The organism is Massilia sp. METH4 (assembly GCF_037094685.1).
GTDB lineage: Bacteria > Pseudomonadota > Gammaproteobacteria > Burkholderiales > Burkholderiaceae_D > Rugamonas.
The window spans coordinates 3,178,075-3,197,718 of the sequence record NZ_CP146614.1; the positions used below are offsets into that span (position 1 = coordinate 3,178,075).

At 65.5% G+C, this 19,644-nt stretch carries 15 protein-coding genes and 1 pseudogene; 8 read left to right on the plus strand and 8 right to left on the minus strand.

What is annotated here, in order from left to right:
- Positions 1-5 precede the first annotated feature (5 nt).
- The 4 genes from V6Z91_RS13935 to V6Z91_RS13950 are packed head-to-tail and all read right to left on the minus strand — an operon-like array spanning position 6 to position 4,440.
- A complete protein-coding gene (locus tag V6Z91_RS13935; RefSeq protein WP_338771253.1) occupies positions 6-1,001 on the minus strand; it encodes an ABC transporter permease in 996 nt (331 codons plus the stop codon).
- Positions 998-2,548 (minus strand): sugar ABC transporter ATP-binding protein, encoded by a 1,551-nt coding sequence (locus tag V6Z91_RS13940; RefSeq protein ID WP_338771255.1) that lies wholly within the window; start codon positions 2,546-2,548, stop codon positions 998-1,000. The genes V6Z91_RS13935 and V6Z91_RS13940 overlap by 4 nt, the downstream gene beginning before the upstream one ends.
- Positions 2,549-2,551: 3 nt before the next feature.
- The gene (gene rhaS / locus V6Z91_RS13945) at positions 2,552-3,520 is read right to left on the minus strand and encodes a rhamnose ABC transporter substrate-binding protein (protein WP_338771844.1); all 969 of its coding nucleotides are present in this window, start codon (positions 3,518-3,520) and stop codon (positions 2,552-2,554) included.
- 53 nt (positions 3,521-3,573) lie between these two features.
- On the minus strand, positions 3,574-4,440 hold the full coding sequence (locus V6Z91_RS13950) for a DeoR/GlpR family DNA-binding transcription regulator (RefSeq protein ID WP_338771258.1): 867 nt from the start codon (positions 4,438-4,440) through the stop codon (positions 3,574-3,576).
- Positions 4,441-4,777: 337 nt separating this feature from the next.
- Between V6Z91_RS13950 and V6Z91_RS13955 the strand changes: the two genes are divergently transcribed.
- The 5 genes from V6Z91_RS13955 to V6Z91_RS13975 all read left to right on the plus strand — a co-directional run bounded on the left by V6Z91_RS13955 (position 4,778) and on the right by V6Z91_RS13975 (position 11,496).
- Positions 4,778-6,877, plus strand: coding sequence for a bifunctional rhamnulose-1-phosphate aldolase/short-chain dehydrogenase (locus V6Z91_RS13955; RefSeq protein WP_338771261.1), 2,100 nt, complete (start codon positions 4,778-4,780; stop codon positions 6,875-6,877).
- A gap of 66 nt (positions 6,878-6,943) precedes the next feature.
- Positions 6,944-8,260, plus strand: a complete 1,317-nt coding sequence (rhaI, locus tag V6Z91_RS13960) for an L-rhamnose catabolism isomerase (RefSeq protein WP_338771264.1) — start codon at positions 6,944-6,946, stop codon at positions 8,258-8,260.
- A 238-nt stretch (positions 8,261-8,498) separates the two neighbouring features.
- A complete protein-coding gene (locus V6Z91_RS13965) occupies positions 8,499-9,932 on the plus strand; it encodes a glycosyl hydrolase family 28 protein (RefSeq protein WP_338771266.1) in 1,434 nt (477 codons plus the stop codon).
- Positions 9,929-11,155 carry a glycoside hydrolase family 88 protein gene (locus tag V6Z91_RS13970; protein ID WP_338771268.1) on the plus strand — a complete coding sequence of 409 codons (1,227 nt, stop codon included), beginning with the start codon at positions 9,929-9,931 and terminating at the stop codon, positions 11,153-11,155. Before V6Z91_RS13965 ends, V6Z91_RS13970 begins: the two co-directional genes overlap by 4 nt.
- On the plus strand, positions 11,152-11,496 hold the full coding sequence (locus V6Z91_RS13975; protein ID WP_338771270.1) for an L-rhamnose mutarotase: 345 nt from the start codon (positions 11,152-11,154) through the stop codon (positions 11,494-11,496). The genes V6Z91_RS13970 and V6Z91_RS13975 overlap by 4 nt, the downstream gene beginning before the upstream one ends.
- A gap of 247 nt (positions 11,497-11,743) precedes the next feature.
- Here V6Z91_RS13975 and V6Z91_RS13980 read toward each other — a convergent pair whose 3' ends face one another.
- Positions 11,744-12,376, minus strand: coding sequence for a PAS domain-containing protein (locus tag V6Z91_RS13980; RefSeq protein WP_338771273.1), 633 nt, complete (start codon positions 12,374-12,376; stop codon positions 11,744-11,746).
- A 41-nt stretch (positions 12,377-12,417) separates the two neighbouring features.
- On the opposite strand from V6Z91_RS13980, the pseudogene V6Z91_RS13985 reads away from it, so the two are divergent.
- Positions 12,418-12,975 (plus strand): annotated as a pseudogene (locus V6Z91_RS13985) (TMEM175 family protein); the annotation flags it as partial.
- Positions 12,976-13,138: 163 nt separating this feature from the next.
- On the opposite strand, the gene V6Z91_RS13990 reads toward V6Z91_RS13985, so the two are convergent.
- Positions 13,139-14,065, minus strand: a complete 927-nt coding sequence (locus tag V6Z91_RS13990; protein WP_338771275.1) for an alpha/beta hydrolase — start codon at positions 14,063-14,065, stop codon at positions 13,139-13,141.
- 15 nt (positions 14,066-14,080) lie between these two features.
- On the opposite strand from V6Z91_RS13990, the gene V6Z91_RS13995 reads away from it, so the two are divergent.
- Complete coding sequence (locus V6Z91_RS13995) at positions 14,081-14,281, plus strand: hypothetical protein (protein ID WP_338771277.1); 201 nt, start codon at positions 14,081-14,083, stop codon at positions 14,279-14,281.
- 55 nt (positions 14,282-14,336) lie between these two features.
- Here the strand turns inward: V6Z91_RS13995 and V6Z91_RS14000 are convergent, their stop codons facing one another.
- Complete coding sequence (locus V6Z91_RS14000) at positions 14,337-15,680, minus strand: hypothetical protein (RefSeq protein WP_338771279.1); 1,344 nt, start codon at positions 15,678-15,680, stop codon at positions 14,337-14,339.
- Positions 15,681-15,813: 133 nt separating this feature from the next.
- On the opposite strand from V6Z91_RS14000, the gene V6Z91_RS14005 reads away from it, so the two are divergent.
- Complete coding sequence (locus tag V6Z91_RS14005) at positions 15,814-17,493, plus strand: rhamnogalacturonan acetylesterase (RefSeq protein ID WP_338771280.1); 1,680 nt, start codon at positions 15,814-15,816, stop codon at positions 17,491-17,493.
- Positions 17,494-17,661: 168 nt separating this feature from the next.
- Here V6Z91_RS14005 and V6Z91_RS14010 read toward each other — a convergent pair whose 3' ends face one another.
- The gene (locus V6Z91_RS14010) at positions 17,662-19,629 is read right to left on the minus strand and encodes a rhamnogalacturonan lyase (RefSeq protein WP_338771281.1); all 1,968 of its coding nucleotides are present in this window, start codon (positions 19,627-19,629) and stop codon (positions 17,662-17,664) included.
- Positions 19,630-19,644: the final 15 nt, after the last annotated feature.

Consider the following 19,644-nt stretch of genomic DNA (forward strand, 5'->3'; position numbering starts at 1 on the left):
GGTATTCACGCGGCGGCACTCCGGGCGGAATGATTTTCGAGATGCAGCGGCAGGATCTGCCGGCCTTCCTTCTTGCGGTCGCGGGCATTGATCAGCACGGCGACGAGGATCACGGCGCCCGTCAGCGCGCTTTGCCAGAACGGCGACACTTTCACCACCGGCAGCGCATTGCCGATCACGGCCAGGAACAGCGCGCCCAGCACCGCGCCGGCCACGGAACCCGTGCCGCCGGCGATATTGATGCCGCCGATCACGCACGCGGCGATCACGGTGAATTCAAAGCCGTAGGCGATCTCCGTGTAAGCCACCGCGTAGCGCGCCACCCACAGGTAGCCGCACACGCCGGCCACCAGGCCGGATATCCCGTAGGTCCACAGCAGGCGCTTCGCCATCGGGATACCCACGTAGCGGGCGCACGAAGGCGCATTGCCGACGGCATACAGGTCGCGGCCGAAGCGGCTGTGGCCCGCGAGGTACCACGCGGCCAACACAGCCAGGACAGCGATCCACACGAGATTGGTCACGCCCAGGAATCGGGCGAGCGGGAAGGCGATGAACGCTTCCGGCATCTGGTGCGACGACACCCAGGCGCCGCCGGAGAGCACGAACACCATGCCCCGGTACACGCTCATCGTGCCCAGGGTGACGACGATGGCCGGCAAGTCCAGGTAGCCGATCAGGTAGCCGTTGACGAGGCCCAGCACGAGCCCGAGCGCGGCGGCGGCCAGCACGATCACCGGCAGAGGCAGGTCGGGATTGTGCGACGCCAGCAGGGCGGCCGCCATGCCGGACAGCGCCAGGTTCGACGCCACCGACAGGTCCACGCCGCGCGTGACGATCACCAGCATCTGCGCCAGCGCCAGCATGATGAGGAGGGTACTGTCCGTCAGCAGGTTCGCCAGGCTCGCACCGGTAATGAACACCGGGGCCCGCAGGCCCACGGCAATGATCAGCACGACGATCGACGCCGCCAGCAGCAATTCACGTTTCATGGCCTTCATGCCGCCTCCTCCAGCACGGCGCCCGAGGCCGCCGCGCAAACATTCTCCGGTGTGGCCTCGCCACGCGCATACACGCGCTCGACGCGGCCCTGGTGCATCACCACGATGCGATCGGATAACCCCAGCACCTCGGGCAGTTCGGACGACACGAGGATCACCGACAGCCCCTGTTTGACCAGTTCGCCGACGAAGCGGTGCACCGCGGCCTTGGAGCCGATGTCGATGCCCTTCGTGGGTTCGTCCAGGATGATCACTTTCGGGTTCGTGGCCAGCCACTTGCCCAGTACGACTTTCTGCTGGTTGCCGCCCGAGAGTTCGGCAACGTTCTGGCGCAGGTGGTGCGCCTTCAGCTCCAGCTGCTCGCTGTACAGCCGCGCCACGTTCAGCGATTCCCGCTTCGCCTTGCGGCCGCGCAGGAACCAGCCCAGCTTGTCCAGGATCGGCAGCGTGATGTTGTGCAGGATCGGCATCGTCAGATGCGCGCCCTGGTGCTGGCGGTCTTCGGGCACGTAGGCAATGCCATGGGCGATGCCGTCGGCCGCGCAGGAAATGTTCACCTGCCTGCCCTCGATCGTGACGGTGCCGCGCGAAGGCTTCGTCAGGCCGAACAGCGCCTGCATGACTTCGGAGCGGCCGGCGCCCACCAGGCCGTAGAAGCCGAGGATTTCACCCTTCCTCAGGGAGAACGACACGTCGTCGAATTCGGTCGGGTGGCAGAAGTTCTTCACTTCGAGCAGGGTGGCGCCCGGCGTCACGTCCGCCTTCGGGTAAGCCTGCGTCACGGCGCGGCCCACCATCAGCGCCACCAGCTCGCCCTCGGTGATATCGGCCAGCACGCCCTCGGTGATGTACTGGCCGTCGCGCAGCACCGTGTAGCGATCGGCCACCGCGTAGATTTCGTCGAACTTGTGGGTGATGAAGATGATCGCCGTGCCGGCGGCCTTCAGCTGGTTGATGATGCGGTACAGCTCACCGATCTCGCGCTGCGACAGCGCGGCGGTCGGCTCGTCCAGGATCACCACGCGCGCATCCTGCGACAGGGCGCGGGCGATTTCCACGAAGTGGCGCTGCGCCACCGACAGATCCTTCACCTTCGTGCGCACCGGTAGCGGTACCTCGAGGCGCGCAAACAATGCCTCGGCTTCCTTCTCGATGCGGCCCCAGTCGATGCGGCCGCCCTTTTGCGGCTGGCGCCCTACGTAGATGTTTTCGGCCACGGTGAGCTCGTCGAACATCACGCTTTCCTGGTGCACGGCCGTGATGCCGGCTTCCATCGCGTCCTGCGCATTGGCGAACCGCACCGGCTGGCCGTTCAGCGTGATGGTGCCTTCGTCCGGCTGGTAGATGCCGGTCAACGTCTTGACGAGCGTGGACTTGCCGGCGCCGTTCTCGCCCAGGAGGGCCATCACTTCGCCGGGGCGCACCGTGAGCGCCATCTTGTTCAGCGCCGTGATGCCGCCGAAGCGCTTGCAGATGCCCTCGAGGCGCAGGACGGGCTCACCTGCCGGGATCGTGCTCCCGGCAGGGGTGTTCTTGGTCTCTTGCATGGCTTAGAAAATCTTCGCGAATTGGTCGACGTTGTCGCGGTTGTACGTGAACGGTTCGGCCATCGCGGCTTCTCCCTTCGCGTCGATCGCGATGCTGCCCATGCGGCCCGCGGCGATCTTGCCGCCCGCCTTCGCGTCCGGCGCGCCCTTGACGAAGTCATACGCGGCATAGGTGGCCGCGTAGCCCAGGTCGATCGGGTTCCAGATCGCAAATTCCTTCACGGCGCCCGACTTCACGTGGCCGGCCATCTCCGAAGGCAGGCCCAGGCCCGTGACGAACACCTTGCCGACCACGTTCTCGTCGACCACGGCCTTCGAGGCGGCCACGATGCCGACCGTGGTGGGCGCGATGATCGCCTTCAGGTTCGGGTAGCTGCGCAGCAGGCCGATCGCCTCGCGGTAGCTCTTGTCGGACTGGTCGTCGCCGTAGGTAACGGTCACGAGCTTGAGCTTCGCGAAGTCGGGCTTCTTCAGCTCGGCCTTCATCTGCTCGATCCAGATGTTCTGGTTCGTCGCCTGCGCCGAGGCGGAAAGGATGGCGATCTCGCCTTCGCCGCCGATCGAATCGGCCGCCATCTGCAGCTGCTTGCGGGCGATCAGTTCGGCGTTCGAGGGATTGAGCTGCATGAGCCGGCCTTCCTGCGCCAGGCCGCTGTCGAAGGACACCACCTTGATGCCGCGCTGCATGGCTTTCTTGGCGATCGGCACCAGCGCGTTCGGATCGTTGGCGGAGATGACGATCGCATTCACCTTCTGGCTGATCAGCGAGTTGACGATCTCGATCTGGCCCTCGGCCGACGGCGTGGTCGGCCCCGTATAGATGATCTCCACGTCCTTCAGCTGCGCGGCGGCTTCCTTGGCGCCCGTGTGGGCCGCGTCGAAGAAGCCGTTGCCCAGGCTTTTCACGACCATCGCGATCCTGATCTTTTCGCCGGCGGCCGGAGCGCTACCCTTGTCGCCGCAACCCGTGATGCCGGTGACGCCGAACGCGGCGATCAGCGCCGCGCAGATAAAAGTCTTGCGTTTCAATGTGCAGCCTCCGGGTGGAACAGCGAATTGGCGGACAGGTCGAAGCCGTGCGAGAACTGCATGGAGGCGACCTGGCTCGGCACGGGCTCCGGGGCCACGGTCACGACCTTCACGCCGGATTGCTCGAGCAGCTGCACGGCGGAGTCGGACGCATAGGTATCCGTGATCACGCAGGACACGCGATCCAGGCCGCACAGGATCAGGCCGGCTTTCTTGGCAAACTTGGAGCTGTCCGCCAGCACGATCAATTCCTCGGCCTGGCCGATCAGGCGCTTCTCGGCCTGGATCAGCAGCGGGTCCGCTTCCATCAGGCCCAGCAGCGACAGGCCGTACACGCTCATGAACATCTTGGCCGCGTAATGGTGCTGGGTGATGTCGTTGTCGAACGGCGAAAGGATCACGTTCTGCTCACGGTACACCTTGCCGCCCGGGAGGATCACTTCGTTTTCCGACGACAGCAGCAGGCGCTCGGCCATCAGGAAAGAGTTGGTGAGGATCTTCAGGTGCTTGTCGACCAGAAAGTCCGCCATCATGAACGTGGTGGTGCCACCGTTGATGACGATCGTTTCGCCCTCCTCGCACATGCCGGCCGCATGGCGGGCAATCGCGCGCTTGCGGTCCGCGAAGCACTGGATGTTGTGCTCGAAGGTTTCGCTGGTGAGGGTGAGGTTGCGCTTTTTCTGGGCCAGGTTGGCCGCGCCGCCGCGGGTGCGCGTGAGCAGGTTGCGCGCGGCCAGCCAGCTGATGTCGCGCCGCACCGTGGCGGGGGAAGCGCTCAGCCATTCGACCAGTTGAGGGACGCTCGCGGTCTGGTGCTCGGCGAGCAGTTTGAGCAAACGTTTACGGCGCTTGTGATTCACCATGTTTCCGTCTCCTTGTCGTGATCCTACTGCGCGGCGGATGCCGTGCGTGGTCTATTTATTAATGGCAAGGCTAACCCTTAAGAAAGCCTTAGGTCAATCACCCTGTAATCATATGTGTGATTTTTTCCAAATTTGCTTGTCACGTTTTGCTCAAACCGATCAACCATATGATTAATTCATTCTTGGTCACGATGTTGATCGCTTGTGCATTGACACCCCTGGGGCCCCTGATTTCTACTGACTCCCGCTTGTTCCGCCGGCTTGATCACGCGAACCGCGAAACGATCACGGCCCGGGCGCGGGACAAAACCGAATGCAAATCAACGATGGAGACCACATGAACCAACCGAAGCAGAAACAGCCCATCACGTCGCTGTGGGATGACGCGAAGGCCGCAACGATGAGCGAACCGGAGCTGCTGCTGTACCGCTCCAATTTGCTGGGCTCGGACCTGCGCATCACCAACTTCGGCGGCGGCAACACGTCCGCCAAAGTGATGATGGAAGACCCGCTGACGGGTCAAGAGGTCGAAGTACTGTGGGTGAAGGGCTCGGGCGGCGACCTGGGCAGCATCAAGCTGGACGGCTTCTCGACGCTGTACCTGGACAAGCTGCACGCCCTGAAGAACCGCTACCGCGGCCTGGAGCACGAAGACGAGATGGTGGGCTATTTGCCGCACTGCACGTTCAACCTGAACCCGCGCGCCGCCTCAATCGACACGCCGCTGCACGCCTACATCAACAAGAAGCATGTGGACCACATGCACCCGGATTCGGTGATCGCCATCGCCGCCACCGCCAACAGCCGCGCGCTGACGGAAAAGATCTTCGAGGGCGTGCTGGGCTGGCTGCCCTGGAAGCGCCCCGGCTTCGACCTGGGCCTGGACCTGGAAAAGCTGTCGACCGAGCAGCCGCACCTGAAGGGCATCATCCTGGAAGGCCACGGCCTGTTCACGTGGGGCGACACGGCCAAGGAAGCGTATGAAACCACGCTGGCGATCATCAAGCGCGCCGAGGAATGGCTGGAAGCGAACATCGCCCAGCCGGTGTTCGGCGGCCAGAAGTACCAGCCATTGCCGGCCGCCGAGCGCGCCGCCTTCGCCGCCAAACTGATGCCTCTGCTGCGCGGCAAGATCAGCAAGACCGAATACAAGCTGGGCCACTTCGAGGATTCCGACACGATCCTGGAATTCGTCAACTCGCAGGACCTGGAACCGCTGGCCGCGCTGGGCACGTCCTGCCCCGACCACTTCCTGCGCACGAAGATCCGTCCGTTCGTCGTCGACTTCGACCCGACCAGGCCCGACTTCGACGCCGTGGCCGCCGGCCTGGACGCCGCCCTGGAAGCCTACCGCGCCGACTACACGGCCTACTACAACCGCTGCAAGCGCGACAATTCGCCGGCAGTGCGTGACGCCAACCCGATCATCTACCTGATCCCGGGGGTGGGCATGCTGTCGTTCGCGAAGGACAAGGCGACCGCCCGTATCGCCGGCGAGTTCTACGTCAACGCGATCAACGTGATGCGCGGTGCGAACGGCGTCGACAAGTACGTGGGCCTGCCGGAACAGGAAGCGTTCGACATCGAATACTGGCTGCTCGAAGAAGCCAAGCTGCAGCGCATGCCCAAGCCGAAGTCGCTGGCCGGCCGCATCGCTGTCGTCACCGGCGGCGCCGGCGGTATCGGCCAGGCGGTGGCGAAGCAGCTGCTGTCCGAAGGCGCCTGCGTGCTGCTGACCGACATCGACGGCGGCGCCCTCGAGGAGGCGAAAAGCTCCCTGGCAAAGGTGGCCGGCAAGGACAACGTGGCCACGATCACGGGCAACATCACCAGCGAAGAGCAAGTGGAAGCCGTGTTCGCGGAATCGGCGCTGCGCTTCGGCGGCGTGGACCTGTTGATCTCCAACGCCGGCATCGCTTCCTCGGCACCGCTGGAAGACACCACGCTGGAAGTGTGGGACCGCAACCAGGACATCCTGGTTAAGGGCTACTTCCTGGCCAGCCGCGCCGCCTTCCGCATGATGAAGACGCAGCAGCTGGGCGGTTCGATGGTGTTCGTCGCCTCGAAGAACGGCCTGGTTGCCTCGGCCGGCGCATCGGCCTACTGCACCGCGAAAGCCGCCGAGATCCACCTGGCGCGCTGCGTGGCGCTGGAAGGCGCGCCGCACGGCATCCGCGTCAACGTGGTCAACCCCGACGCCGTCATCCGCGGTTCGAAGATCTGGGATGGCAAGTGGAAGCAGGAACGCGCCGCATCGAACAAGATCGAGGCGGACGACGTGGAAGCGTTCTACCGCGACCGCAGCATGCTGAAGCGCTCGGTGCTCCCGGAAGATATCGCCGAAGCCGTGTACTTCCTGTCCAGCGACAAGGCCGCGAAGAGCACCGGCAACGTGCTGAACGTGGATGCCGGCAACGCCGGTGCGTTCACCCGCTGATCACCGCTTAGAATAAAGACAATCCCGCCGCGCTCGCACGCGGCGGGCGCATTGAAGGAGACGAACATGACTGACATTAAAAACCCGGTGATCGACATTAACCTGGTCGCCGAACACAACGCGCAGCAACAGGCCGACCTGCAGGCCGACTACGAGGCGCTGGGCGGCATGCTGGGGCGCCGCGGCGTGGACACAGAACAGCTGACGGCGCTGGCCGGCACCTTCGCGGTTGCGGTACCCAGCTGGGGCGCGGGCACGGGCGGTACGCGCTTCGCCCGTTTCCCGGGCCGTGGCGAGCCGCGCAATGTGTTCGAGAAGATGGAAGACTGCGCGGTGATCAACCAGCTCACGCGCGCCACGCCTGCCGTGTCGCTGCACTTCCCGTGGGACCGCACCGACGATCCGGCAGCGCTGAAGGAACTGGCCGACGGCTACGGCCTGGGTTTCGACGCCGTGAACTCGAACACCTTCCAGGACCAGCAGGGCCAGGAACAGACGTACAAATTTGGCAGCCTCACGGCGCAGTCGGGCGCCGTGCGCGCGCAAGCCGTGCAGCACAATATCGACTGCATCGAACTGGGCCGGAAGCTGGGCTCGAAGGCGCTGACCGTGTGGGTGGGCGACGGCGCCAACTTCCCCGGCCAGCACAACCTGCGCGGTTCGCTGGAACGCTACCTGGACAGCATGCGCGACATCTACGCCGCGCTGCCGGCGGACTGGAACGTGTTCATCGAACATAAACTGTTCGAGCCGGCGTTCTACGCCACCACGATCGCCGACTGGGGCACCAGCTTCGCCTGCGCCCAGGAACTGGGCCCGAAGGCGAAATGCCTGGTCGACCTGGGCCACCATGCTCCGAACACGAATATCGAGATGATCGTGGCGCGCCTGGCGCAGTTCGGCAAGCTGGGCGGCTTCCACTTCAACGACAGCAAGTACGGCGACGACGACCTGGATTCCGGCTCGATCAACCCGTTCCAGCTGTTCCTCGTGTTTAACGAGCTGGCCGACGCCGCGCAACGCAGCGCGAGCAACGGCGACAACTTCTCGCCGGCCTACATGCTGGACCAGTCGCACAATGTGACGGACCCGATCGAGAGCCTGATGTCCTCCGCCGTGGAAGTGCAGCGCGCCTTCGTGCAAGCGGCGCTGGTGGACCGCAACGCGCTGCGCGCGTTCCAGGAATCGAACGACGTGTTGAATGCCGCGCAAACGCTGAAGAAGGCTTACCGCACCGACGTGTCGCCGATCCTGGCCATGGCCCGCGTGCGCGCCGGCGGCGCGGCCGACCCCGTGGCCGCCTACCGTTCGTCCGGCTACCGCGACGGCGCCGCCGAGCGGCGCCCTGCCAAGGCTGGCGCGAGCAGCAGCGGGATCGTTTGATCCTTGTCGGCAAGCCTGCCCGCTTCGCGGGCGGGCCTTGGCACGTCCGTAGCAGCACCCCGAGGTCGCATCGGTGTCAGACACCATTTCCCCGTGGGGAAATGGTGTCTGACACCGGTTTTCCTGGAGCCCTGTTGCGAGCGCATGAGAAAACCGGTGTCAGACACCTTTTTCCGGTACCGGAAAAAGGTGTCTGACACCAGGCTGGCTGCACCTATAAAAACACAGGAGGAGACCCATGACCAGATGGCTACGCGCGCTCGCAGCACTCATGCTGTCAGCCGCGTTCAGCATCACCCACGCCGCCGATTTCAGCGTCGCGAAATACGGCGCCAAAGCCGACGGCAAGACCCTGAACACCAGGGCCATCCAGGCCGCGATCGACGCCGCGGCCAAGAACGGCGGCACCGTCACATTCCCCGCGGGTACCTATCTCACCGGCTCGATCTTCGTGAAGAGCGGCGTCACGCTGAGGGTCGACAAGGGCGTCACCCTGCTGGGTTCGCAAAACATCAAGGACTATCCAGTCCTGCCCACGCGCATTGCCGGCATCGAGATGAAATGGCCGGCCGCGCTGGTCAACGTCTATCGACAAAACAACGCGAAGATCGAAGGCGAGGGTACCATCGACGGCGACGGCAAGGTGTTCTGGGACAGCTACTGGACCCTTCGCAAGCAGTACGAGCCGCGCGGCCTGCGCTGGGCCTCGGACTACGACGCGCAGCGCCCGCGCCTGATCCAGGTGTTCGACTCGAAGGGCGTAAAGCTGGGCGGCGGCCTGCTGCTCAAGCGCGCCGGTTTCTGGACCGTGCACATCTGCTATTCGGAAGGCGTGACCATCGACGGCGTCATCATCCGCAACAACCAGGATGGCCTCGGCCCGTCCACGGACGGCATCGACATCGATTCCTCGCGCAAGATCCTCGTGCAGAACGCCGACATCGACGTCAACGACGATGCGCTGTGCATGAAGGCCGGCCGCGATTCCGACGGCCTGCGGGTTGCACGGCGCACGGAAGACGTGGTGGTGCGCGACTCGATCGTCCGTTCCGGCGCGGCCGGCTTCACGTTCGGCAGCGAGACCTCGGGCGGCTTCCGCAATATCGAGGCCTACAACATCACGGTGCTCGACAAGGTGCCGGTCGGGATCCTGTTCAAGTCGGCGCACACGCGCGGCGGCTACGGCGAAGACATCCGCCTGCACGACTTCACGATGAAGGGCACGCCGGTGGTGCTGCGCGTGACGATGAACTGGAACCCCAGCTACAGCTACGCGAAGATCCCGGACGACGCGAAGGACGTTCCGCCGTACTGGAAGGTGCTGGCCACGCCGGTGCCGAAGGAGCAGGGGATGGCCCAGCTGCGCGACGTGCAGATCTGGAACATCAAGGCCACGGGCGCAAAGACGGCGTTCGAGGTGGACAGCTACAAGCAAAAGCCGGCCATGCGCTTCACGCTGAAGAACCTCGACATCGAGGCCCAGCAGGGCGGCCATATCCACGACGTGGCCGACTGGACCTTCGCGGACGTGAAGCTGGCGCTGGGCAAGCCGGTCGAGATGGAAGACGGCGGCGCGGTGCGCGGCCTTCCGCAAGGCAGTTTCGTCGTGCAGCCCCGCCCCGTGAAGGAAGACCCCTCCAAGAAGAGCTTTGAAGAACAGGACAAATCATGAAACATCGCATGACACCACGCTTCAAGACCCTCGCCGTTGCGGTTTTCGCCCTGTGCGCCGCCACCACGCTGCATGCGCAGGAAGCCAAGTACGACTACCCGCAGCCGACTCCGGCAATGCAGGCGATCATCGACAAGGATATCCGCCGCAAGTTCGGCGACGCGCCCGAGGATGCGGGCCCGCTCGCCACCGACCTGTCGCCGGCCATCACGAAAAAGGACATCGACAAGGTGCTGCGCAAGGTGGCCGACTGGCAGCTGCGCCGCACGATGGAATACACCGACCAGATCTGGACCGCGAGCGTGGCCTATGCCGGCTTCATGGATGCGTCGAAGGCCACCGGCGATCCGAAGTACCGCAACGCGATGCAGAAGCTTGGCAAGGAATTCGACTGGACGCTGCGCGCCGGCCAGTACCCGAATGCGGACGACATCAGCATCGGCCAGATGTACCTGGAGCTGTACCTGCAGGAGCCGAGCCCGGAAAAGATCGCCGTGCTGAAAAAGTACCTGGACGTGCTGATCGACCTCGACACGCTGCGCCCCGGCGACCCGCGGCTGCCGTGGTGGTGGTGCGATGCGCTGTTCATGGCGCCGCCCGTGTGGCTGAAGATGGCGCAGGCCACCGGCGAGCAGAAATACGCCGACTACGTGCACGAGCAGTGGAAGAAGACCTACGACCTGCTGTACGACAAGGAAGAACACCTGTTCGCGCGCGACACGTCCTACCAGGCGCCGGACAAGCGCGAGCCGAACGGCAAGAAGATCTTCTGGTCGCGCGGCGAGGGCTGGGTGATGGCCGGCCTGGCCAAGGTGCTGGAGCTGACGCCGAAAAACGATCCGAACCGGCCGTTCTACGTGCAGCAGCTGCGCGAGATGTCGGCCAAACTGGCGTCGATCCAGGACGAGAACGGCGAATGGCATGCCGGCCTGCTCGATCCGAAGACGTGGCCGCTGGCCGAAACGTCGGGCGCGGCGATGTTCATCCATGGCATGGCCTATGGCGTGAACAACGGCTACCTGGACGAGAAAACGTATCGGCCGGTGATCGAAAAGGCGTGGAAGGCGCTGGTCACGAAGCATATCTACGCGGATGGCCGCCTGGGCGGCATCCAGCAGACGGGTGCCGAGCCGGCATACTACCGGCCGTCGTCGAGCTATAACTATGGTGTCGGCGGCTTCATGCAGGCCGCCGCGGAACTGAAGAAGATGGCGATCCAATGAGCTACACAACGAAGGCATTCAAGATGCAGCTGAAACCCGGCGTGGTGGAGGAGTACAGGCGCCGACACGACGAGCTGTGGCCCGACCTCGCCGAGGCGCTCGACAACGCGGGCATCTTCGATTACTCGATTTTCCTGGACGAGGACACCTTGTCGCTGTTCGCCGTGCTGAAGGTACGCGACGGCGCGCCGATCGGCGAGCTGCCGGGGCAGCCGGTCATGAAGCGGTGGTGGGACTACATGGCGCCGCTGATGGAGGTGGACCCGGCGGGTGAGCCCAACACGCGCCCGAAGGAGCGGGCGCTGCCTCGGATGTTTCATTTCCCGGGCCGCGAGGCTTGATGTAGCCCGCGGCGACACCGATGCTTCATCCTCCATGGGCGTCCGCTGGTGTCGGACACTTTTCCCGGGTGCGTTTCCCGGAAAAAGTGTGCGACACCGGTTTTCCTTGGCGCTTGCCAATGCCTCATGAGAAAACCGGTGTCCCACACCATTTTCCAAAGGAAAATGATGTCGGACACCGATGCTTCATCCGCCGCCGGCTCCCGCTTGCCGCGCCACCATTCGCGCGGCCCGCACACCGCCAGGCTCACTTCACATCGTTATACGCCGTCGCCCGCGAAATCCCCAGATGTGCCGCCGCGATCTCCATCGCCCTGCGCACCTCGAGAAACCCGGCAGCCTTCAACTCCCGCATCAGCGCCCGCCGGTCCTCCGCCTTCAGCAACTGCGGCGAGGCGGCCAGCCCGGCCGCGTACTGGTCGATGCGCCGCCGGATCGCCTCGGCATTGGCCGGGTCCAGCGATTCCTGGAACGGCGCCGTGCCAGTGGCGCCGAACTGCTGCAGGGCCGCCTGCATGGAGCGGAACAGCGACATGTCCACGTTCAGGCACAGCGCGGCCACGTACTTGCCCTGCGCATCCTTGATGCCGATGGAGGTGCTCTTGGCCGGGCGTCCGTCGGCGAAGCGGTTGGCGTAGTTCGCCACGATCTGCGGGTAGTCGCTGTCGGCAATGCGCGCCAGCCCCAGCTCGGTGGCCGGATCGCCGGGCGAGCGGCCGGAGAGATTGTTGTGAATGGCCAGGATCGCCTGCTCGGGGTCGCGCAGGTCGTGCACGACCACTTCGCAGAATGGCGCGAAGGTCTGGGCCAGGCCTTGGGCGATCTGGTCCAGCTGCGCGATCAGCGGATCGTTGTCGGGTGCGGGAGTCGGTTCGGACATGCTGGCATTATGTCCGAAACATCAATTCTTGAGGTACTCCCATGGGGAAAAACCGGCTGGAAGCCTTCAGTGATGGCGTCATCGCCATCATCATCACGATCATGGTGCTGGAACTGAAGATCCCGCACGACCCCGACTTCGGCGCCCTGGTGCCGCTGTGGCCGGTATTCATGAGCTACGTGCTCAGCTTTATCTACGTGGGCATCTACTGGAGCAATCACCATCACATGCTGCACGCCGTGCAGGAAGTCAGCGGCGGCGTGCTCTGGGCAAACCTGCACCTGCTGTTCTGGCTGTCGCTGGTGCCTTTCGTGACCGGCTGGATGGGCGAAAATCATTTCGAAACGGCGCCGACCGCCGCCTACGGCTTCGTGCTGCTGATGTGCGCCACGGCCTATTCGTTCCTGGCGCGTCGGCTGATTTCGAACCACCCGAAGAATGCCACGCTCGCTGAGGCGATCGGCGAGGACCGCAAGGGCAAGATGTCGATGGGCTTGTATCTGGTGGGCATTGCCCTGTCGTGGTTCTCGGCATGGCTTGGCTTTGTCGCCTACGCGGCGGTGGCCGTGATGTGGCTGATTCCGGACCGGCGTATCGAGGAAAAGGTCGTCGAGGAGGCGGAGGAGGAAGTCAAGGAGGAAGTCAAGGCGGAAGCAAGGGCCGAGGCAAGGCAAGAGGCAAGGCAAGAGGCTAGGGAAGAGGTATCGCGCCGCGACCCGCGGCCCGATTGAGGGCCGCGGCGCTTGCCGGTTTCTTGCCGATTCATTGCGCCGGCTTGGCCAGCGTCAGCAGGCCGCGGGCCCGCAGCCATTCCTCGGCGCGGCGCGGCCAGTAGGAGGCGTTCGCCAGCCCGTCGCGCATGCCCATGCCGTGCGAACCCTGCTCGAACAGGTACATTTCGGCCAGCACCTTGTTCTTCGTGAGCGCCTGGTAGAACAGGATGCTGTTCTCGACCGGCACGGTGGCGTCGGCCTGGGTGTGGATCAGCAGCGTGGGCGGCGTCTTTGGCGTGACCTGGTGATTGACGGACATCAGCTGCACCAGTTCCGGGGAGGGATTTTCGCCCAGCAGCGCCTTGCGCGAACCTGAGTGGGCCGCCGCGCTGTCCATGGCGATCACCGGGTACATCAACACCAGGAAATCGGGGCGGGCGCTGACCTTGTCCAGGTCCGCGCCGGTGCGGCCGGCCGGGTGGTCGAACAGCGTGCCGGCGCTCGCTGCCAGGTGGCCGCCGGCCGAGCTGCCCATCACGCCGATGCGGTTCGGGTCGATGCCGAATTCGGCCGCGCGGGAACGGAGCAGGCGCACGGCGCGCAGCACGTCCTGCAGCGGGGCGGGGTGGCCGAATTCCTGCATGCGGTAGTTCAGTACGAAGGTCGTCACGCCCAGGGTGCTCAGCCAGTTCGCATACTGGGTGCCCTCGCGGTCGACGGACTGGCGCACGTAGCCGCCGCCCGGCGCCACGATGATCGCGGTGCCGTTCGCGCGGTCGACGGCGGGGCCAACCAGCGTGAGCGTGGGATTCGACGTGTTCTGGATAGAGCCCTTGCCGTGCTGCTCCGGCCCGATATCCTTCTTGCCTGGCACCCCTTCGGGCCACAGGGGGAGGACGGTGGGGGCAGCGGCGGAGACACAGGAAACAGCGGAGAAGGTCATGGCGAGCAGGATGGGAAGAACGAATTTCTTCATGAGTGTGGAAGTGTAATGGTCAAAAAGATATTGTGCACGGGACTGCTGGCTTTGTGTGCATCGGCCTCTGGCGAAAACCTGTTTGCCGCGCGGGACTTCGCGGGCTGGGAATTGCGCACCGACCCCGCCGCCGCCACAGGCGATGTATTCACGCTGCTGCCCAGCGGCGCGATCGCATCGACCGGCAAGCCGTCCGGCTTCCTGGAAAACCTGTAATACCGTCGAGCTCGTGTCTCGTGGGGTCAGACCCCAGTGACACGAGCTCGACAGCTTATTTCCGTTGCAGCCAGTCTTCCGGCACGGGCACGACGACGATGTTCATCGCCTTGCCATCGGCCGACAGCATGGCCGACTGGATGTGGATCTTCGTGCCGTCGGCGTTGAAGGTGGGGTGAGGGTGGTCGGCGGCGGTGTCCTTGTGGCCGGTGGTGAGCAGCTTCATTTCGCGCGTCTTGCGGTCGATCAGCCATAGCGAGCGCGAAAAATCGTCGCCGACGGCGAAACGGCCGTCCGGCGAGCCGTGCACGTGCCACAGGCCGCTGCCCGAGGGCGTCTGGCCCGCGATCGTCATCTCGCGGGTGCGCAGGTTGACGATGGCCAGCCCGGTCGGCTTTTCGCGCGTGCCGGCGTCGCCCCAGGCGGCGTCCTGGCCGGGGTTGGCGCCATACACGCCCGTGGCGGGCGCGGCGACACCGCCGCCGCCATCCCTGATCTGCCGGTGGCCCATCAGCGCCATCGCCACTTCATCCTTCGTGATCACCGCCTCGTGCGTCACCCATTCGTACGGCGCTTCCGGGTACAGCGGGCGCAGCCCCGAGCCGTCCGCGCGCACGGTCCACGTGCGCTGCGGCGACTTGCCACCCGTCTCCCAGCAGAACACGATCTCGCCCGGGTTCCACAGGTTGGCCTGGATGTGGCCGATCTGGAAACCGACCGACACCACGTGGCGGATTTCACCCGTCTTCACGTTCATGCGCGCAATGCCGTTCGGCCCGGCGCCCATCTTGCGCGGGCCGAAGTTCTCCTCGATCTTCGTGCCCGGCGCCAGGTGCCTGGAAGCCGCGTCGCGCCCGACGCGGAAGTACACCCATTCCTCGTCCGCGTCGAGGGCCATGTCGCCGCCGGCTTCCAGCTCGGCCGGCGTGACGCCGGCGATGCGTTGATAGGATGCCGCGGGCTTCATCTTGCCGGCCGCGCTGTCGCGGAACACGGCGTCCAGGTCCACTTCCACGATCTGCAGGACGCCCTTCTCGGCGGCGGGGCGCATGAAGAACAGTTTCATCGACTTTTGCGCCAGGTTCAGCATGCCTGTGTAGCCACCTTCCGTCACCTGCACCAGGTCGCCCGTGGCCTCGTTGACGGCCATCGCCTCGCCCTTCACACGGTTGGAGCGGAACACGAGCCACTTGCCGTCGGCCGTCCACTGCGGGTGCGTCGGGTAGATCTTCGAATCGCCCGCCGGCGTGCTGGTGAGGAAGGTCAGCATCGTGCCCGTGACCGGGTCCTTGACGAGCTTGCGTTCGGATGGAAAGCGCTGGCCGATGCCCGCGTGGGCGGCGGTGGTGAAGAGCAGCGCCGCGCACACGGCGGCGCGCAGCAGGGTGGAGGATGTCATTGTATGTGCCCCGGGTGGAAAGGGCCGATTGTGCGCCCGATCCCGCATCGTTTCCCACGATGCTTCACTCATCTTGCTGAGCATTTGCAAGCCGCCGCCGGCTTCGTGAAAAGCGCTGAACTAGAATGAACCCATGAAACGATACCTGCAATCCCTCTTCCTTTTCCTTCTCTTGCACGCCGCCGCCCACGCCCAGGCACCCCTGCCGGCGGCCGTGAACACCGACCCGGCCAGGGCCAAGGTCGCGCTGCCGGAGCCGGCCAACCCGGCGCTGCCCTCGCTGATCCTGATCGGCGACTCCACGGTGCGCAACGGCCACGACGACGGCCAGGGCAAGGGCCCGGCCGGCCAGTGGGGCTGGGGCAATCCGATCGCCGGCTACTTCGATGCGGCCAGGATCAATGTCGTCAACCGCGCCGTCGGCGGTCTGTCGAGCCGGACTTACGTCACCAGCGGCCACTGGGAACGCACGCTGGCGCTGGTCAGGAAGGGCGATGTCGTGATGATGCAGTTCGGGCACAACGATGCCAGCGCCATCAACGACACCAGCCGCGCGCGCGGCACGATCCGCGGCACCGGCAACGAGACCGAGGAAATCGACAACCTGTTGACCGGCAAGCGCGAAACAGTGCACAGCTACGGCTGGTATCTGGCCGATTACGTGAAGCAGATCCGCGCGAAAGGCGCCACTCCGGTGATCGTGTCGCTCATCCCTCGCAAGCGCTGGGACGACGCTGGCAAGATCCGCCGCAACGCGGACGACTATGCCGGCTGGGCGAAGGAAGTGGCGCGCCGGGACGGCGTCGCCTTCATCAACCTCAATGAACTGGCCGCGCGCCGATACGACCAGATGGGGCGCGACGAGGTAACGAAGCTGTTCCCGCTGGTGACGCCCGACGAGACCGTGCACACCAACTGGGCCGGTGCCGACCTGAATGCGCGGATCGTCGTCGGTGGCATCAAGGCGCTGGGCCTCCAGCCGCTGGTAGGCGCCTTGAACGAACGCGGCAAGGCAATTGCCGCGAACGAAGATGAACGCCCCGTCGTCGATGCGCGCACGGTGAAGGCCGAGCACGCCGCGAATCCTGCGCTGCCCACGCTGCACCTGGTCGGCGACTCCACCGTGAAGAGCGGCGGCGCGAGCGGCCATATCGGCTGGGGCGAGCGCATTGCGCCGTACTTCGACACCGCCAGGGTCAACGTCGTCAACCACGCCGTCGGCGGCCGCAGCAGCCGCACGTTCTACACCGAGGGTCGCTGGCAACGCGTGCTCGACCAATTGAAGGCGGGCGACGTGGTGCTGATCCAGTTCGGCCACAACGACGGCGGCAAGATCGGCGACCCTGCCATGAAGGGCCGCGCCTCCGGCCCCGGCACCGGGCCGGAAACGGTGGAGGACAGGAAGGCGGACGGCACGGTGGAGCAGGTGCACACCTTCGGCTGGTACATGGCCCGCTACGTGCAGGATGCGAAGGGGAAGGGCGCCACGGTGGTGGTGCTGTCGCCTGTGCCGCACCGCGACGCGTGGGAAGGCCGGCGCGACTTCGAGAACTTCGCACAGTGGGACCGCGAAGTGGCGCAGCAGCACGGCGCGCTGTTTGCCGACCTGACGATGGTGGTCACCGAGGGATATCGCCGGGTCGGCGCGGGCGTCGTTGATACCTTCTTCAGCGATGCGCGCACGCATACGAACGAGGCGGGCGCCGCATTCAATGCGCAGCGGGTGGTGGCGGCATTGCGGGACTTGCCGGGTGAGGTGGTGGAGAAGTGGTTGTCGGCGCGGGGCCGGCAGGTTGCGGCCGCAAATCAGTAGCGTACGCGGTTCGGTGTCAGACACCTTTTCCCGACGGGAAAAGGTGTCTGACACCGGTTTTCCTGGAGCCTGGTTGCGAGCGCATGGGAAAACCGGTGTCGTACACCTTTCCGGGCAGGGCCCGCAAAGGTGTACGACACCAGCGGCTCGATGGCCGCGGGTGACGGACTATTTCGGCATGCCTTCGCCGATGTAGTACGAAGGCCACGGCGGCTGGTTATACGCCGTGTTCTGCCACGCGATGGCGGCGCGGTACTGCGGGTCGTGCATCAGCGTGGTCAGCTTGTGCGCGGTCGGGATGGCCGTCGAGTAGATGCGCAGGCTGTTGTTGTCCGCCGCGCGCCAGATGACTTCCTCGCGCCAGTCGCCGAACACGTCCGCCGACAGGGCGGGGTTGGACTTGGTGCCGTTGTTCGATGCGGTGCCTTCGGCATCGAGCAGCACGTCCGACTTGTTCGTCTGCCAGTTCCACTTGTAGATGCTCGTGCCGTCCAGCAGCTCGCGCTGCAGGTCGCCGTCCCACCACATCATGAAATTCACCTGCCGCGGGTGCACGGGGGCGATCACATTGCCGCGCGCATCGAACAGGTTCGGCGATGCGGATGACCAGGTCTCGGCACCCGGATGGCGCGGATCGATGTCGCCGGCCGCGCCGCGGCCTGTGTCCTTGGTCGCGGGTGTGGACCACAGTACCTCGCCGGTGTGCGCGTCGATCATCGCGGCGCCACGGTTGCCTGCCATCGCCATGTTCTCGTGCACGCCCCATTTCTCCAGGCCGGGGCGGGTGGGGTCGAGGTCCGCGACGTGCATCGCATCGCCATGGCCCATGCCGGTGGTCCACAAGGGCTTGCCGTCGTCGTCCAGCGCCATCGCGCCGTACAGGATTTCGTGCCGGCCGTCGCCATCCAGGTCGGCCACGCCGAGCTGGTGATTGCCTTGGCCCGAGTACCCCCTCGGCACGCCCGCGCTTTCCGAATCGAAGTACCAGCGCTGCTTGAGCTTGCCGCCGGCGAAATCGACGGCGGCGATGGTGGTGCGCGCATAGTAGCCGCGCGCGAAGATGGCGCTCGGATGCCGGCCGCCGAGCCAGGCGGTGCCGGCCAGGTAGCGGTCGGACCGGTTGGCGTACGCGTCGCCCCAGCGCGCCTTCAGTTCGTCGCCGCCCGGGTTGTCGCCGGTCTCGCCGCGTTTCGACGGGTAGGGAATCGTGTCCAGCACGCGGCCGGTGGCGCCCTCGAACACGGAAAGGTATTCCGGCCCCTTCAGGATGCGCCCCGCCAGGCCGGCCATCAGCTTGCCGTCCGCCGTCTGGCGCGAGCCGGTGCGGTCCGTCTGCTCGATCTCGCCGCTGCCGCTGACCCAGTTCGCGCCCGCGTCGCCGATGACCTTGCCCGTCCCATCGCGCGTGCCGTCGGCCGTCTTGACGATCATCTCGGCCTTGCCATCGCCATCGTAGTCGGCCACCTGGAATTGCGTGTAGTGCGCGCCGGCGCGGATGTTCGGGCCCAGGTTCACGCGCCACAGCAGCCTGCCGTCGAGGCGGTAGGCGTCGAGCAGCACGTTGCCGGTGAAGCCCGCGCAGCAGTTGTCCTTCGACTCGCTGGGGTCCCATTTCAGCACGATCTCGTACTGGCCATCGCCATCGAGGTCCGCTACCGACGCGTCGTTGGCGCTGTACGTGTACTCCTTGCCATCGGCCGTCCTGCCGCCCGCCGGCCGTTGCAGCGGCACGGTGAGGAAGCCGTCGATGGCGAGCGCCTTGCTGGCCGCGCCTTCCACGCCATTGACCACCTCGCGCACCTCGTAGCTGCCGCCGCCCGTGGTGTCGTTGAAATTGGTCGACGTGGCGATCGGCTCGCCGTTCAGTTTCCTGCCGTCGCGGTAGACGTTGAACGCCAGGCCGGGTGCGTCGGTGGCCAGGGCGCGCCAGCTCACCAGCGTGCCTGCCTTGCCGCGCACGGCGATGGCGCCGCGGTCCAGTTTTTCCAGCGCCATCGCGGTCTTCGCCGGTACCATCGCGCTGGCGATCGTGGCCGTCCCGCCAGGCGGTGCCATGTTCGCCGTGGCCGCCGTGCCGCAAGCGGCCAGCACCGCCGCCGCGACGGCGGCCGCGCACAGCGTCATCGTTGTCTTCACTCTCGTTCTCTCCTG